This window comes from Pseudochryseolinea flava, from assembly GCF_003286915.1.
Classification (GTDB): domain Bacteria; phylum Bacteroidota; class Bacteroidia; order Cytophagales; family Cyclobacteriaceae; genus Ohtaekwangia; species Ohtaekwangia flava.
Window position 1 is genome coordinate 280057 of record NZ_QMFY01000003.1, and the last position, 16571, is coordinate 296627.

A 16571-nucleotide genomic window follows, 5' to 3' on the forward strand; every position below is an offset into this window, starting at 1 on the left:
GAGTGCCCCACGAATTTTACCTATTTTAATTGCCGTTACAATGTTAGGCTATGTTGATTTTATATTGCGTCGACGCATGGAAAATGAAAAACTCGAGTTCTTTAATCTTGATGAAATTGATCGTAAAGTGTTTTTATGGCTTCTCGATCATGTACCTCAAAAATCCATTATGGCTTGGATTGAATACGTCTCCGAAGAATATCACCGTACACGATCCGTTCAGATTGATGGCGAACGTATGTACTCCGAAATGAAAAATTGAAATCCGACACTCATCACTTTTCGTATCTACATAAACGGTGCACGAAACGCGCCAAGGGAATTTACTGGCGAATACTTTTGTTATGCCATCGTAGCCCACAAACCAATAAAAATTATGCGCTCATTTATAATCGCCCTTTTGGGTATTGTCCTCTTAAGTTGTAACCAATCAACAAGTCAAACCCCGAACTCATCGGTTCATGTTACCGACACGGTAACAAAAATCAATCGGACGGAAGCCGAATGGAAGGCGTTACTCACCCCTACACAATACCACATTCTACGTGAGAAGGGAACTGACCGACCGTTTACAGGCACCTTCACATATCATAAAGACAAAGGTGTATACACTTGTGCTGCATGCGGTAATGAGCTTTTCACTTCCGATATGAAATTCGATTCAGAATGTGGTTGGCCAAGCTTCGACAAAGAAATTGCAGGTGGTAAAATAAAAACTGCAGTAGACAAGAGCCATGGCATGACACGAATTGAGATTATGTGCGCAAAATGTGGATCTCATCTCGGTCACCTTTTCGATGATGGTCCTACATTGACCGGAAAACGCTATTGTGTAAACTCTACTTCACTCGGATTTCAAAAGCAATAGTTAGAAATATTTCTCGATGGTAAGTCCATAGTTCAGCAGTAAGTTTTCCCGGTTTGTAAGGGAGATTTTATTGTACACGAGCGAAGTAGTAAAACTTAGCCACCGTAGTAATTTCACAGACACATTGGTGTTACTCTTCACAATGTAATCCTTGCGATCGTTCAACGCGTGCTGTAAAAAATCAGAACCGTCGATTGTTACACGGTTCTTAATTACCCACCGAAATTTGATGCGAAAAGAATTACGCGCGGTTTCATAGTCATTATCAATTCCTTCGGGCGTTTGATACAAATCACTATGCTCATATAAAATACCATCGCTGACTATAAAAACTACATTAGGTCGGTCAACAATGTTGTAGCCAATACCAAGACCTGTTTGAACACGTGCATTAATTTTCAAAGAGAAACTTGACTCATACGACGCAAGTCCCCATGTATAAAATCGCGCAGGCTGGCGGCGTTCATAAATATTAAAGTCCAACGCAGCGATTATATCATTGTTGGTCCGGCTTTCATTCTGTTTACCATAGATCCACAACGCAGAAGAATTCGCTGATATCCTTTTTTTACTGATGCTAAATCGTAGATTATTGTTAAGCACATAAGAGCGGCCGTCGTTCGTTTTGTTGACAATTCCGGTGGCCGTATAGTTCAGATAGTAGTTCGTAGAATCATTAAACTGTGCCCTGCACGTGAAGCTTGCCAGCAGACAAAAAATAGTAAGGTATAGTTTCATTATATCGATGCTCGTGCTGCATGTCGAAAATAATGTGCCGTCAACATGATGAGGCTTTTTCCGGTAGCGCTTTAACTTGAAGTGTTCGAATCTTTTGATACATTCGTTGTTTGACTGTCGCTCATGAAAGGCATTAGTAAACTCATCATCATCCTCTGTGTTATTGTTGCGATTATTGCAGGTGTAGTCTGGTATGCATACTATCGCATGCTTCCTGAGATCGTCGGCAAAGCAATTGTTCAAGATTCAGAACCGGCCGTATTACCTGAAGTATATAAGGCGAAGATTTCAAAAATTAAGCGCCCCGTGAATCATGCGACAGAAAAATTGATACGCGAGATGGATTCTTTGGACATTCCGTTTGCGGCAATCATTCGATTGATTGATGAGACAGAAAATCGCGATGTAGTGAAAACGATTGAGGCCCTTAAAGAAAAAAATCCCCAATCTCCTAATGCCATTTTCAACATTGTAAAATCAAACATTCCATCCACAGAATTCGATTTAGAGATTCTCAGGAAGCCTTTTTTAAAGTATGCAACAATGGAGCGATACCAATATGGTATGCGCTACATTGAAAAGAATCAAGTGATCGAGCAAATCGACGAAATGCCCTACCGCGAAATTGTTAAAGAAGTATTAATCCAAAAGCGTGCAGACCTCGATCGCAAGCTCAAGGATGCAGGTGGCCCTCGACTTGATTGATTGTTGTATTTTCACCCATCACAGTCGGTAAAGCGCTGCATGGAATTTCAATAGAGAACGTTGTCCCCTGTCCTACTTTCGACACCACTTGAATTTGTCCATTCAACTTATCGATAGCTTCTTTCACAATGTAAAGTCCTAAGCCTGCACCATCGTTCTTTTGAGTTGCTCTGAAAAACATGTCGAATACACGGCTTAGATGTTTATCGCTTATGCCAATACCGTTATCCTTGAATTCAAGAATTGCCTTATCAGCTTTCGTTAACACCGTTATTTGTAGAAACGGCTCGGCTTTATCCGGATCGTGATATTTGATCGCGTTACTGATTAGATTATTCACCACGAAAGAGAATCGATATCGGTCTGTATAAAACGGAAATTGATCATCGATAATCACTTCCTTTCGAATGTCTTGCGCGCCTGGCATATATTGCATTCGCTCAAGATTATCATCAACAATTTTGCGAATATCAACCCGCTCAATGTTTACCTCTTTTCGCGCGTTTCGCGAGTAGTCCAATATTTCCTTCAGCGTTTCATCCAGTTTGTGAATACTGGTTTCCATCATTTTAAAATACTGATTGAAAAAGTTATCACGATTCTGATCTTCCGATTTCGCCAGGTTGACCAGTCCAAGCACAGACATCAGTGGTGATCGCAGGTTATGAGAAACGCTATACACGAAGCTATCGAGCTCCTTGTTGATTTTCACAAGTTCCTCGTATTGCGTACGCAGTGCTTCATTTGCTTTTGCTTTCTCGGCTTCCGCTTCGCGTTGCTTGAGTGCGTTAACAATGGCAGATGGAAGTCGTGTGAGGTTTGATTTCAATATATAATCATCGGCTCCCTGCTTTAATGTATTCACGGCGAACTCTTCGGAAATCGCGCCGGTCACCAAAATAAATGGCGTTTGAAATCCTGCTTGTCGCGTAATGGAAAGCGCTTCAAGTGAGTTAAATGTTGGCAGAAAGTGATCAGACAGAATTACGTCGGCATTGAACTGATGCAGCGCCGTGATAAATTCCTCTTTGGTGTCGACTCGCTTCGTCTTGAATTGCATGCCGGCTTTTTCAAGCATGTATTCAATTATTTCCAGATCATCCTCCATGTCTTCCAAGACGAGTATCCGTAAATCCTTGTTCATCTGGGCTGGTTTATTGTTGCAACACCACAATTTGCATTCCATAGTAGCAACCGTCCTTTTTGCGACAATTGACGCGATCGTGAACGAGGGTATAATCATGAGGTGTGGAATTGACACCACAAAAAAATAACAAGTGGGGAGGCGATCGATCAGATAGCCGTTAGCACAGATTGCTTTGTATAGTGCGTATGGAGCTCTTCGATGAGACCTGCCATAATCTCTTTTAACTTCTCTGGTTGTTGAATTTCAACATGCGTTCCATACATCAGCAACCATTGCGCCATATAACTGAGATATCCTGAGAGAAATGTCATCTGAATTTTATCACCCAGATCTTGTTCTGAAACTTGTCCATACACAGGTCGTTTCCGAATGAACTCTTTGTCGAACGTGACCACCACTTTTTCGACGTCTTGATGTGCTTGTAAAAATGATTGAAAGTACTCTTGTAATGACAACAAGTTTCGTCCATCAAACTTACTCCCCGTAGTCACTAAGGTTTTAATTTGATCTGCTCTAAAATCGCGATAACCATTTCTTAATTTACACCATGCTATTAGATGCCAACCCGATCGATAGTATACCATGCCGATGGGTTCGATCTCGCGTCGTGTAAATTCCTTTTCGTACGTAGAGATGTATTCCATCATCAACGATTCCTTCTGCGTTAAGGCGCGCTGAATCGTAGTGAGAAAGTGATTGGGAAATTCTTGTTTACCCTCTGGTGGCACGTATCGTACTTCCATCGCAGATTGCAAACTTTCTAAATGATCTTTTTCAGCATCGTGAAGAACCGACTTAATTTTCATGAGCGCTGACTCATATGCTTTTCGCACAGAATGATCAGTCATTTTTTCAACAAGTTTTCCGGCCGTAAGCAATGCACTTGCTTCTTCATCCGTAAACATCACAGGCGGAAGGTTGTAACCATCAACCATAAAATATCCTTTCCCTGCTTCTGATCCGATCGGCACACCGCCTTCCATCAATGCTTTTACATCGCGATAAACAGTGCGCAAGCTAATGCCGAAACGCTCAGAAATTTCTTCTGCTTTGACAACACGCTTGGTTTGCAATTGAATTAAAATGGCCGTGAGACGGTCGATGCGGTTCATAGGTTAAAAATAAAAAAGCCACAGCAATTTTACTGTGGCTTTAGTTTTAAATTCTCCGTTCTGCTACCAGAAAATAGTGTAAAGCGCGGCAAGAATACCCAGGACAATCAATGATCCTGCAGCAAAGCCTGGCGACATTTTAAACATGCTCGTATCAACTTCAAGTCCATTGGTTTTAACACCACGTCTATTTTCAATATTGGTAATAATACTCATACCGATCACGCAGAAAATAAATACAAAGCCCATGCGATCTAGGAATGGAATTTCCCAAAGGCCATCGCCATTTAATACTGCGAAACCGTATGGTGCAAGTGATGACAAGTCTGCAAACTGCGGAAGCACTTTCAGCACCAATGAGAATGCAAAACCTGCAATCGTAGCAAAGAGCGCCGCGTTTGAGGTTGTTCGTTTCCAGAAGAAACCAAGAATAAACATGGCAAAAATACCAGGAGAAACAAACCCAGTGTATTCTTGAATGTACTGGAATCCTTGTTTGCCCTCACCCATCAATTTTTCACCAACAAGCAATGAGAGAATGACCGCAAGAATCATCGATACAATAACCGAAGCTTTTCCTAGCCATACCAGCTTGCTTTCAGAGGCATCTTTATTGATCGCTTTTTTGTAAATATCCAATGTAAAGATTGTGGCGATACTGTTTGCTTTTCCTGCAAGCGATGCTACAATCGCTGCCGTTAATGCGGCAAATGCAAGTCCTTTCAATCCAACAGGAAGAAGGTTAAGTAATGAAGGATATGCTTTGTTGACGTCAAGCACACCTTTTGAATCTAGCATCTCTTGTGCAAAATATCCTTTAGAGTGAAGCACATATGCGGCGATACCAGGAAGCACAACGATTACCGGCATCAACAGTTTTAAGAACGCTGCGAAAAGAATTCCGTTTCGTGCCGTGTTAAGATCCGCACCTAAAGCACGCTGAGTGATATATTGGTTACATCCCCAATAGTTTAAGTTTGTAATCCACATACCGCCGATCAACACCGTAAGACCTGGTAAGTCGATATAATTTTTATCGCTCGGCTTGAAGATCATATGGAAGTGATCATTTGCTTCGGTCGTCAATAATTTGAAACCGTTGATCACACCAACTTGACCAGCTTCTTCAGCAACTAAGTTCAGGGCGATCCAAGTCGCCACAAGCCCACCAAGTACCAGGAAGAACACCTGGATAACATCTGTGTAACCAATCACCTTCATACCACCGAGGGTGATAAAGATTGCAAAAATTGCAAGCGCGAAAATGCACAAGTAAATATCGAAGCCAGTGATGCCGCTGATGGCAAGCGCGCCGAGATAAAGGATCGACATCAAGTTTACAACGATGTAGAGCAATAGCCAAAATACAGCCATGATCATCGCTACTGTTCCGTTGTAGCGTTGATTCAAGAATTGTGGCATCGTGTAGATCTTGTTTTTCAAGTAAACCGGTATGAAGAACACAGCCACAACGATAAGAGTAGCCGCCGCCATCCACTCGTATGTTGAAATCGCGAGGCCCATCTTGAACCCAGATCCAGACATACCGATGAATTGTTCGGCCGAAATGTTTGATGCAATCAACGATGCGCCAATCGCCCACCACGTGAGTGATCCCTCTGCGAGGAAGAAGTCTTTCGAATCTGCTGTTGCTTTTTTCTTGCGATGATAAATCCAGTAGCCATAACCGGCCACGATGACGAAGTAAATTAGAAAGACTATGTAGTCTTTCACATCTAATGATTGCATTGGTTTATTGGTTTGTAAGGTTTATGGAAGGCAAATACTTGTTAGGTTCCTTTTATAATATGCGTTTCTATTCTATTCAATCGATAAAAATGGATGCTTTCCGGGAAACATCCAACTTAATTATTGTCTTTTTGACTATTAGGTTCAAATTCCTTTTCAAACCCAAAAAATCAAGCTTCCGGAAAAGCGTTAAGTTGTCTACCGTGTCGAGAACTTGTACACGGTTTCTGTGTGGAAACGCTCTCCAGGCTTTAATATTACCGTTGGGAAGTCTGCTTTATTGGGAGAATCAGGAAAATGCTGCGGCTCCAAACAGAATCCATAACGCTTTGGGTACACAACGCCGTTTTTACCCTTCGCCCCATTCAGGAAATTGCCCGTGTAAAACTGAACACCTGGTTCCGTGGAGTATACCGTGAGTTCACGTCCAGTAGTTGGCTCATAGGCCACCGCGATTTTCTTTTTCACGCCCACGTCGCCGGTTACCCAGGTGTGGTCGTAACCCAATCCTAGCTGAACCTGTTCATGAGTACTATCAATACCTTCGCCAATTGTATGTGGAGTTCTAAAATCGAAAGGTGTGTTGCCAACAGACTCTAATTTTCCTGTCGGAATCAACGTGCTTGAAACGGGTACAAATTGGTCCGCGAACAGTTGAATTTGGTGATCAAGAATATCACGTTTCGCATTTCCTAACAAATTGAAGTAACTGTGCGTGGTTAGGTTCACAATTGTTTTTTTGTCGGTCGTCGCGGATATTAAAATCTTAAATTCGTTACCGTCAGTGAGAAGATAGATTACTTCGACAGACAGATTTCCGGGATAGCCTTCTTCACCATCAGGTGAAAGATACGTCAGTTTTAATGCCGCGCCTTCATCGCTATCAAACGGTTCGATGGTCCAATATACTTTATCAAATCCTTTCAACCCACCATGAAGATGCTGACCGTTGTTGTTCTGCGCAACGTGATACTCCGTTCCGTCGATCGTAAACCGACCGTTGCCAATCCTATTCCCATAACGACCAATGATCGCGCCGAAGTATGGGCTGTAAGCTTTATAATCTTCGAGTGTATCAAACCCCAATGCAATGTCTTCAAATTTTCCGTTCCTATCGGGTACGACAATACTGGTAATAATACCACCATAGTTAATGACGCCGACGCTGATGTTATTTTTGTTCGACAACGTGTATTGGAAGACTTCTCGACCATCCGACATTTTACCGAAGGTCTTCTTCGTGATGGTTGCAGTTACTGGGTTCGTGGTCATGATTTAGATTAGCGATAACGGTTTATTTTTTACTTTCCCGGCTCATCAGATATTGTTGCCATGTCCAAGCAGAGCGCATCATTTCGTCGATTGTTTCTGTTGCTTTCCAACCGAGTTCTTGATTAGCAAAAGTCGTGTCGGCATAGACTTGCTCCACATCGCCCGCACGACGTTCTACGATTTTATAGTTGAGCTTCAAATTATTGACGCGTTCGAAGGCTTTGATAATTTCTAACACCGAGAGGCCTTTTCCGGTACCGATGTTAAAGTATTCGTAGTTGCCTTTTTGCTGTTTGTTCAACATCCTTTTCACCGCTACCACGTGTGCTCTCGCTAAGTCATTGATGTGAATATAATCTCTTACAGCAGAACCATCTACTGTGTTGTAATCATTGCCAAACACCTTAAGTTCAGATCGAATTCCCGCGGCAGTTTGTGTAATAAATGGAATTAAGTTCGCCGGAACACCTAAGGGAAGTTCACCAATCAAAGCAGAAGGATGGGCTCCCACCGGATTGAAATAGCGTAATGCAATTGCGTGAATATCTTTTTCTGCCTTGCAGGTATCGCGAAGAATTTCTTCACCTATTTGTTTCGTATTTCCATACGGCGACTCTGCAGGCTTGAAGGGTGATTGTTCCGTTACCGGAAGTTTATCGGGCTGACCATATACCGTACAAGACGATGAAAATACAATTTCTGCGACGCTGTACTGTTTCATCTTCTCAAGTAACAAAACCAATGCAGAAACATTGTTTCGGTAATAGAGCAGTGGTTTCAGAACCGACTCTCCTACCGCTTTACTTGCCGCGAAATGAATGATTCCGTTAATCCCTGGGTTTGTCTGAAAAAACTGATCTAGCTTTTGCTGATCACACAGGTCGAAATCGAAAAACGCTGGTCTTACGCCGGTAATTTTTTCTATTCCATCCAGCACGTCGCGCTGGGAATTTGAGAGATCGTCAATAATTAAAACTTCAAATCCTTCATTGATAAGTTCCACAACAGTGTGAGAACCAATGTAGCCAGTTCCCCCTGTTACCAAAATTTTTTTCATCCGATACGATTTAGCTTCCTACAGCAGACTTCTCCGATTTTTTTAATAAACCGGTTCCTGATTTTACGTGCACAATATAGGCAATCAAATCAAGATTAAAGGCTTTCTTATAGGCTGCAGTCGCGGATGAAATAAAAGATTCTACCTGTTGATTAGGAACTATATTGATCGTGCATCCACCGAAGCCACCGCCCATCATGCGGGATCCCAAAATTTGGGCATTCTTCGCTTGGCCGACCAAAAAGTCTAGCTCAGGACAGCTCACCTCATAGAGCGATGACAGTCCTTCGTGAGTTTCATACATTTTTCGTCCAAATGCTTCAAGATCATCGTTTGTTAAATCAAACGCGGCGGCTTGCACACGTTTGATTTCACTCGTAACGTAGAAACAACGCTGATAAACTTTGCCGGGCATCTCCGATTTGTGCTTGTCTACCATCTCTGGCGTTACATCCCGCAGGCTTTTCACTTCTGGATAATGACGTTGCAGTATTGCAACACCTTGTTCGCATTCTGCACGTCGCGTGTTGTACTCAGAATCCACCAGCGAGTGTTTCACACCCGTGTTACAAAGCACAATGCTGTAGTTATCAAGCTTTAAGGGTGAATATTTGTATTCCAAAGAACGGCAATCGAGCAGAATCACTTTGTTATCAGCGCCCATCATACTCGCGAATTGATCCATGATACCACACTTCACACCGACATAGTTATGCTCGGCCCATTGCGCCATGTGGATCATTTTCTGAGTAGGGATATTCAGCTTGTTGAGTTCGTTTAATGCGAACGCAAACCCTGTCTCGAGCGCCGCCGATGACGACAATCCGGAACCAGCAGGAATATTTCCACCGAATACGCAGCGGAATGGTTTCAATGTATGACCATTGTCCACCAACTGACGCATAACCCCGAGTAGGTAATTTGCCCACTTCGGTGCCGTTACGGGTGCTGGCTCTTTAAGATTTGGATAAAAGAATTCACTGTAAGAAAGCGAATAAATAGACGAGGTTTCATCTGGTGACGGAGCGATTGCAAACACAATTTCTTTGTCGATTGCCGCAGGCATTACAAATCCATCGTTGTAGTCAGTGTGTTCGCCGATCAAATTAATCCGCCCAGGTGCGCGAATGATCAACGGCTCTTCAGCATATAGGGCGTCGAATTTGCTGATGACATCTTGTGCTATAAAGTCCACGTCTAGTAAATTTTTAAAGTAGTAGAAAGTAAAACCGGGGACCAGAACACCTTTCCAGACCCCGGCTCTAATAACCAATCCATTTAACCCAAAATTGGTAAATGAGCTACGAAGAACGCGATAGTTGATCACAATCAAAATACACGCAATCAAGCGCTTATGAAATAACGGTTCCGGGAACGTTGCCATTTTATCACACCAAAACATGCCGCGGTGTGATCAGTATTAATATCATTAGGATAAATGCGTTAGGGACAGAGTTTTCCCTTGATGACAACGTCACTACCATTAACGAGGTAGCTGGCGGGTTTGTCCTTCACAAATAAGTCGAGCGTCTCGCGAAGTGTTTTATTGTTAAGCTCGCCGGTAAAATGGCAAGTGTACGATGTAGAATCTTCCAACTGTATGTTCACATCATACCACCGTTCGAGTGAGATGAGGATTTGAGAGAAGGGTTGTTCGCGGAAGTATAAAACACCAACCCGCCAAGCCGATGATAGCTCAGCATTTACGTTATTGTCAACGGACAGGCTATTGGTCAACAGATCCAGTGTTGCGCTTTGTTCGGGTGAGATCGTCGTTTTGATCAACGGATGATCCTTGTGTTCTATTCGCACGCGGCCTGCTAGCACAAATGCTTCTATTGTTTTTGTCGAAGGATGTGCTTTCACATCAAATGATGCAGCGTAGCCCGTGATGGTAACATCGCCGACACGTACCACGAACGGCCTCTGTAAATTCTCACTCACCTGAAAAAAAGCTTCTCCACTAAGCGTAACAATTCTGGATGTTAAACTGTCAATGTTCTTCGGGTAAATTAATTGACTTTCTGCATTGAGCCACACTTTTGTTCCGTCGGGGAGCGCTACCACATTCCGCTTCCCCTTTCGTGCGAACACAACTTCCTCGGATGAAGTATGCATCGGGGCTGGCGATGAAGTATGATCAGGAAGAAAAGCATAAATAATGGCGAGTACACCTGCAAGAAATACGGTTGCCAGAATAACAAGTCGCGATGTTTTTATCTTAGATACCTTCGGCGCTACGGGATTAGCCTGGGGTTGTTTCGGGAGCGGATCTTCAATCGGCTTAGGATCGTCAACGGAATGGTTGATGCGCTTCTTCAGGTTTCCGACACGCGCCTCAAATACATCGTTCTCTTTAACATGAAAAAAAGAAAGGAATTGTCGGGCCTCATCTACTTTCTCACGATGGTCTGGATAGTTCTGAAGAAAATCTAGCCAAAAGCGATTACTCTCCTCCGTGGGTGAAAAAACCCATTGCTGGAAGAATTCATCCTTAATAAGGTCGTCGGCAGAGTAGTCCGTGTACTTCATGGGTTCAGTGGGCATACAAGTAAAGCCAATGCCACGAAGATTTTACACATTTCTATGAAAAAATTTCGAAGATGATGTCGGCAAAAAAATGCCTAGATGTGATAGATATTGTGAACCGCCTTGCGTAGCGTATCGATAGCCTTTCCGATTACTTTATAAGCAGATTTCAAATCGAGGTCCATTACGTTAGCAATTTGTTGATACGGAAGCTTCTCATAGAACTTCAGATAGATTGCCTCGCGTTGGCTTTCAGAAAGGGAAGCCAATGCTCGTCTCATTTGGGTTTGACGTTCACTGACCAGTTGTTCTTGGATGATGTTAAATTCAATGGGAAAATCTACTTCAGCTTCACGTACAATAGGTGCTTCGGCAGCTGCTGTAGAGATCTTACTAACGATTTTTTTGCGAAGTGTTTTAAAGAGATAAAATTTAACGTTTTCAGTATCGCCGAGAATCTTTCTTTTATTCCAGAGTTCTACAAATAAATCGTGAATGCAATCCTCAACCATCGCATGATTGCGCGAAATCTTTCCGCCGTACACATACAGCAGACGAACATATTTTTCGTAGAGATAATCCAGGGCTTTTCGATTACTGCTTCTGAATTCGGCCCAAACAGCTCGCTCCATATCCGCTTGCGGTGTTCCATGCTTAAACATAAAAGTGCTATGAGCATGGGCCTGCGATTGATGATGAAGAGTGTTTGCCATGGCTTCAGGTCGGATTATCAATACGAATTAGGCAAAAATCAGCAAGAACGCAGAATAAAATTCTAAAAAAATAATAAATGCCATCGTTAGCGACGACAAATGGCTGATTATAAACGCAATAATATTTTCGGAAACGATTGTTTTTTGATAATCGCCACGGTCCTCGTATTATTGTTAGTTCCATCCATGAAGAACTCCCAGGCAACCATCCGTGACCTTGCGTTAAAGTTGAATATTTCAATTTCAACCGTGTCGCGTGCACTTCGCAATGCACCTGACGTCAATCCTGAAACAAAAAAGGCGGTCCGTGAATTGGCAAAAAAACTCAATTATGAGCCCAATCGTGTGGCACAAAGTCTTCGCATCAAAAAAACGAATACGATTGGTGTTGTTGTGCCAGAGATTGCCATGCATTTTTTCTCGTCCGCGATCGGTGCTATTCAAGAGTATACCGCGAAACATCAGTATAGCATTATGATCTGCCAATCGATGGAGACATTGCGCATGGAGAAATCTAACATTCACATGTTGGTATCAAATCGTGTGGATGGCTTGCTGATATCACTCTCGACACAAACGAAAAATGTCGATCACTTGCAGCAGTTGATTGAGAAAAAAATTCCGATTGTACTATTCGATCGCATCGACAATTCGCTTGATGTTTCGAAAGTTGTGGTGGATGATCGCGCTGGTGCTTTTAAGGCGGTGGAACATCTTATTCACACGGGTTGTACTAAGATTGCCTACGTGGGCGGTCCGGACAATTTATATGTGAGCAACGAACGCATGAATGGCTATATGGATGCGCTCCGAAAACACAATTTACCGATTGATGAATCATTGATCTTGCATTGTAAGGATCTTCGTGCGGATGTTGGGGAAGCGACGCGTTCACTTCTCGATCGCAAAGACAGGCCTGATGCAATTTTTGCGATGAACGATCCGATAGCAATTGCCGTATTACAAGTGCTGCGTCAAGCGCATGTTGCCGTGCCGGATGAAATTTCATTGGTTGGTTTCACTGACGAACCGGTTTCTCAATTTATGCACCCAGCATTAACAACGGTAGCACAACCATCGTACACCATAGGGCAAGAAGCGGCAAAATTGCTGATGCAACAAATCAACAATAAAGAAGGTTTTGTTCCTGTTACAAAAGTCCTCCACACGGAATTGATCGTTCGTGAATCCACACGCGCGTTAAAAAAATAACGTTCTCGTTTTATCGCTCGCACAAGCGCGCACTCTTTGTTTCTTCATCTTCACTTCGTTATTTGCTTCTTGATTTTAGACCCTTAACAATTTACACCTTATGGCACAAGGACTGTTAATCGACATGGATGGCGTTATCTATGGCGGCGATACACTCATTCCCGGCGCAGATCAATTCATTGGCCGCCTCCTGAAAAACGATGTTCCATTCATGTTCATGACGAATAATAGTCAACGCACACCGTTGGAAGTTGTTCGCAAGTTGAAGAAGCTTGGCATTGAAGTCACAGAAAAGCATGTTTATACAAGTGCGATGGCAACGGGAAAATTCCTCGCGACCCAAATACCTAATGGAACGGCCTTCGTGTTAGGCGAAGGAGGTTTGCTTACAAGTCTTCATGACAATGGCATTACACTGGTAGATACCGATCCCGAGTATGTTGTGCTTGGAGAAGGAAGAAATTTCACGCTCGAAATGGTTCAACGTGCTGTTGATATGATTCTCGCGGGTGCAAAATTCATCACGACGAATCGCGACCCATCGCCTAAGAAAAAAGGATGGAACAATTTGGGCATAGCAGCGACTACAGCGATGATTGAAGAAGCTTCTGGGGTTAGGGCTTTTGTGATTGGCAAACCTGGACCTGTGATGATGCGCTCCGCACGAAAAGCCCTTGGACTTGAAACTGCAGAGACCACCATTATAGGCGACACGATGGATACTGACATACAGGGCGGCGTGCAGATGGGATATAAAACGATTTTAGTACTCAGTGGTATTACGAAGCCGGAGGAATTTAAAAAGTATGCATTTAAACCCGATTTGATCGTCAATTCAATTAACGACATCAAGCTTCCTTTACCTTGGTGGGAAAGTGCAAAGTAACTCAAGCGATGCCGTTGGTTATTTCAGTAGTTCTGCCAACGGCACCTCTACCGGTTTTAGGTCTTCAAGCGCGGGACCATTGATTACTTTTCCCATCGCTGAGAATCGCGATCCATGGCAAGGGCAATCGAAAGACTGCTCATCTTTATTCCAACGCACATTGCAACCCAAGTGTGGGCATGTGGCAGAGAACGCATGTATACGTCCTTGTACATCCTTGTAGACGGCAAGTTTTTTTACGCCCGACCTTACAATCGCTCCATCATTTGGACGAAGATCTTGTATCGATGTAATATCACCCGGCAGCAAATAGTCTAAGTATTGCGCGGCCATACTTCCAACCTCTTTCAGGTAATCACCTGTCTTTCTTAGATTAACCCGCGCAGGGTCGTAAATTTTTTGCCATCGGTTATGTTTTCCCTTGATCAAATCACTGATTAACATACCGGCAATCGTTCCGTGTGTCATTCCATTGCCTGAATCACCGGTTACGATGTAAATATTTTCATCATTTGGATTTTTACCAATGAATCCAAGAAAGTCTAACGGCTCCATAACTTGTCCTGACCATCGATATGCAATGGAGTGAATAAATGGGAATCGTTCACGCGCCCAGTACTCAAGTATTGTGTAGCGATCTTCTTCAGGAATATTTTCCTTCGCTGCTTGGCCTGTTTTGTGATCTTCACCACCGCATATCAGTAAATCGTAGTCGTTATCGAAAGGCTGCGTACGAATGTAATGGTAGGGTTTTGTTTGCCAAGGTGATTGTTGATCTCCTGTATCCCACCACAACGAATGTGGCAACACATCTTTTGGAATCCTTGCAGCAATCACATAGGTCCGATATGCAAACTGCTTGGTATGCATGGTTACCATATCATTAATCGGCGTGTTCGTCGCGACAACAACGTGATCAGCCTTCACAAAAAATCCATTCGCTTCCACACCTTCCTTTACAATCCTTGTGACGTGTGTACTGGTAAATATTTTTCCTCCAAAACGCGTAATCGCTTTCGCAAGTCCTTCAATATATTTCAGTGGATGAAATTGCGCCTGACCTGTAAAGCGCAGACAAGGTCCTCCGTATTTAGGAAAACATGGCGTGTCACGCGTGAGGGATGTATCAATACCAGCACGTCGCGTCGCAGCAAGTTCATCTTCCAATGTTTTAATTTTGTCTGTCGGATGTAGAAACAAGTATCCGTTTACACGCTTGAAATCGCAGGCAATGTTCTCTTCAGTTACAGTGTCTTCGATAAATTTAATCGCAGTTGTGTGACTATCTGCAACTAGCCGTGCTGTTTCTTCCCCGAAAAGATTTTCGATTTCAAAATAGCGATCATCAAGTGCATTGGTAAGGTGCGCTGTTGTGCGACCTGTCTCTCCGCTTCCTACATTCTTATCTTCCAAGACGATTACGTCGTAACCAGCTTTGCTAAGACAATATGCCGTGGATAATCCTGCAATACCTGCGCCGACTACAACGACCTGAGTAGACGCATTTGTGCGCAGGGCATCGTACAATAGTGTTTTGACGGAATCCACCCAACATGATGCGTGGTAGACTGTCGTAAGGGATGACTCCTCTCCTTGAGTACTTTCCATACTTCGTCGTTTAGTAAATATTATGCACTCCTCCTGTAGTCTTCGCTATCGTATGGATAATCAACAGCGAAGGAATCATTTCCCTTGATAAGAAGCCAAAGGTTATCACCTTTTTCGCGAATGCGTAAGAGTCTAAACGTTCCTTTGAGCTTCTTGCCAACTAGAACAATCTTCAGATTGCCTTCTCGTATTTGTTTTAGCAACACTTTGTCTCTGTTATCGGATAGTGTCAGTCCAGCAGGAACGAAAGTTCCTTTATCCCAAATTTCCACGTTGCCAGACTCATAATGTCCTGCGGGAATTATTCCTTTAAACGATGCATATGAAACAGGTTGGTCTTCAACCATTATCGCGAGACGTCTTTCATGTGCGTTTAAAGATGGACCTTTTGGTATTGCCCAGCATTTCAAGACGCCTCCTATTTCAATCCGTAAGTCATAATGTAGCATTGCGGCGTCATGCCGTTGAACGACGAAGATAGGTTTATGATCCTTTGCAATTTTATCGCTGATTGTTTTTGCGCGCCGACTCACGAGCGCTTTTTTCTTGTAGCCTAAGAGATTCATAACATTGATCTAAATGAAGACGCAAATTTCCCTGCGCCTATTGGAATCCTTTACAAGGAATATTCAATTAAGCATGTCCAGGCGATGATGTATTGGCTTGATCAAATTCAGCACGTTGCCGCAGATTTGCTCCTGTAGCGCGATCGACATCCTGATTATTTTTCCCAAACAAATCGCCCGCTGCATCTCGAAGTGTATCCGCAACGTTGCCCACTTTTCCGGATGTCAAAAGCTTCCCAACGACTAGTCCTGCAGCGGCAGCCCCAAGAACACAGAGTAACAATTTTGATGTGCTCATATGATTTCAATTTTTCTTTTTAGATAAAAAAGCGATGCCTTTTCTATGCATGAGCGAAGATGTGACGGAGAAGTACATCGTGCGCAGGTGCGTGAGTATATTGCTCTACAG

At 43.1% G+C, this 16571-nt stretch carries 17 protein-coding genes; 5 read left to right on the forward strand and 12 right to left on the reverse strand.

Features of this window, described 5'->3' with window-relative positions; translation table 11 throughout:
• Positions 1-40 precede the first annotated feature (40 nt).
• Both DQQ10_RS08840 and msrB read left to right on the forward strand, forming a co-directional pair.
• A complete protein-coding gene (locus DQQ10_RS08840) occupies positions 41-262 on the forward strand; it encodes a hypothetical protein (protein ID WP_112746487.1) in 222 nt (73 codons plus the stop codon).
• A 114-nt stretch (positions 263-376) separates the two neighbouring features.
• A complete protein-coding gene (gene msrB / locus DQQ10_RS08845) occupies positions 377-868 on the forward strand; it encodes a peptide-methionine (R)-S-oxide reductase MsrB (protein ID WP_112746488.1) in 492 nt (163 codons plus the stop codon).
• On the opposite strand, the gene DQQ10_RS08850 is transcribed toward msrB, so the two are convergent.
• Complete coding sequence (locus DQQ10_RS08850) at positions 869-1606, reverse strand: DUF481 domain-containing protein (RefSeq protein ID WP_221409701.1); 738 nt, start codon at positions 1604-1606, stop codon at positions 869-871.
• Between the two features lie 123 nt (positions 1607-1729).
• Between DQQ10_RS08850 and DQQ10_RS08855 the strand changes: the two genes are divergently transcribed.
• Positions 1730-2311 (forward strand): hypothetical protein, encoded by a 582-nt coding sequence (locus DQQ10_RS08855; RefSeq protein WP_112746489.1) that lies wholly within the window; start codon positions 1730-1732, stop codon positions 2309-2311.
• Here the strand turns inward: DQQ10_RS08855 and DQQ10_RS08860 are convergent.
• The 8 genes from DQQ10_RS08860 to DQQ10_RS08895 form a co-directional block, all read right to left on the reverse strand.
• Entirely contained in the window at positions 2280-3455 is a 1176-nt protein-coding gene (locus tag DQQ10_RS08860; RefSeq protein WP_165823861.1) for a sensor histidine kinase, read from the reverse strand. The genes DQQ10_RS08855 and DQQ10_RS08860 overlap by 32 nt on opposite strands.
• A gap of 149 nt (positions 3456-3604) precedes the next feature.
• Entirely contained in the window at positions 3605-4570 is a 966-nt protein-coding gene (locus DQQ10_RS08865; RefSeq protein ID WP_112746491.1) for a helix-turn-helix transcriptional regulator, read from the reverse strand.
• Between the two features lie 63 nt (positions 4571-4633).
• Positions 4634-6319: a sodium/sugar symporter gene (locus DQQ10_RS08870; protein WP_112746492.1), complete on the reverse strand. Its 1686-nt coding sequence runs from the start codon at positions 6317-6319 to the stop codon at positions 4634-4636.
• A gap of 198 nt (positions 6320-6517) precedes the next feature.
• Positions 6518-7591 carry an aldose epimerase family protein gene (locus DQQ10_RS08875; protein ID WP_221409702.1) on the reverse strand — a complete coding sequence of 358 codons (1074 nt, stop codon included), beginning with the start codon at positions 7589-7591 and terminating at the stop codon, positions 6518-6520.
• A 22-nt stretch (positions 7592-7613) separates the two neighbouring features.
• On the reverse strand, positions 7614-8648 hold the full coding sequence (gene galE / locus DQQ10_RS08880) for a UDP-glucose 4-epimerase GalE (protein WP_112746493.1): 1035 nt from the start codon (positions 8646-8648) through the stop codon (positions 7614-7616).
• A 10-nt stretch (positions 8649-8658) separates the two neighbouring features.
• Entirely contained in the window at positions 8659-9843 is a 1185-nt protein-coding gene (gene galK / locus DQQ10_RS08885) for a galactokinase (RefSeq protein ID WP_245970337.1), read from the reverse strand.
• 248 nt (positions 9844-10091) lie between these two features.
• A complete protein-coding gene (locus DQQ10_RS08890; protein ID WP_165823862.1) occupies positions 10092-11180 on the reverse strand; it encodes a FecR family protein in 1089 nt (362 codons plus the stop codon).
• A gap of 92 nt (positions 11181-11272) precedes the next feature.
• Positions 11273-11890 (reverse strand): RNA polymerase sigma factor, encoded by a 618-nt coding sequence (locus tag DQQ10_RS08895; protein WP_112746496.1) that lies wholly within the window; start codon positions 11888-11890, stop codon positions 11273-11275.
• Positions 11891-12076: 186 nt separating this feature from the next.
• Between DQQ10_RS08895 and DQQ10_RS08900 the strand changes: the two genes are divergently transcribed.
• A complete protein-coding gene (locus DQQ10_RS08900) occupies positions 12077-13102 on the forward strand; it encodes a LacI family DNA-binding transcriptional regulator (protein WP_112746645.1) in 1026 nt (341 codons plus the stop codon).
• 100 nt (positions 13103-13202) lie between these two features.
• Complete coding sequence (locus DQQ10_RS08905; protein ID WP_112746497.1) at positions 13203-13988, forward strand: HAD-IIA family hydrolase; 786 nt, start codon at positions 13203-13205, stop codon at positions 13986-13988.
• An 18-nt stretch (positions 13989-14006) separates the two neighbouring features.
• Here the strand turns inward: DQQ10_RS08905 and DQQ10_RS08910 are convergent, their stop codons facing one another.
• From DQQ10_RS08910 to DQQ10_RS08920, 3 genes are all read right to left on the reverse strand, one after another.
• Positions 14007-15596 (reverse strand): FAD-dependent oxidoreductase, encoded by a 1590-nt coding sequence (locus tag DQQ10_RS08910; protein WP_112746498.1) that lies wholly within the window; start codon positions 15594-15596, stop codon positions 14007-14009.
• Positions 15597-15616: 20 nt separating this feature from the next.
• Complete coding sequence (locus DQQ10_RS08915; protein ID WP_112746499.1) at positions 15617-16162, reverse strand: DNA polymerase ligase N-terminal domain-containing protein; 546 nt, start codon at positions 16160-16162, stop codon at positions 15617-15619.
• A gap of 67 nt (positions 16163-16229) precedes the next feature.
• Complete coding sequence (locus tag DQQ10_RS08920; protein ID WP_112746500.1) at positions 16230-16460, reverse strand: hypothetical protein; 231 nt, start codon at positions 16458-16460, stop codon at positions 16230-16232.
• Between the last annotated feature and the right edge of the window lie 111 nt (positions 16461-16571).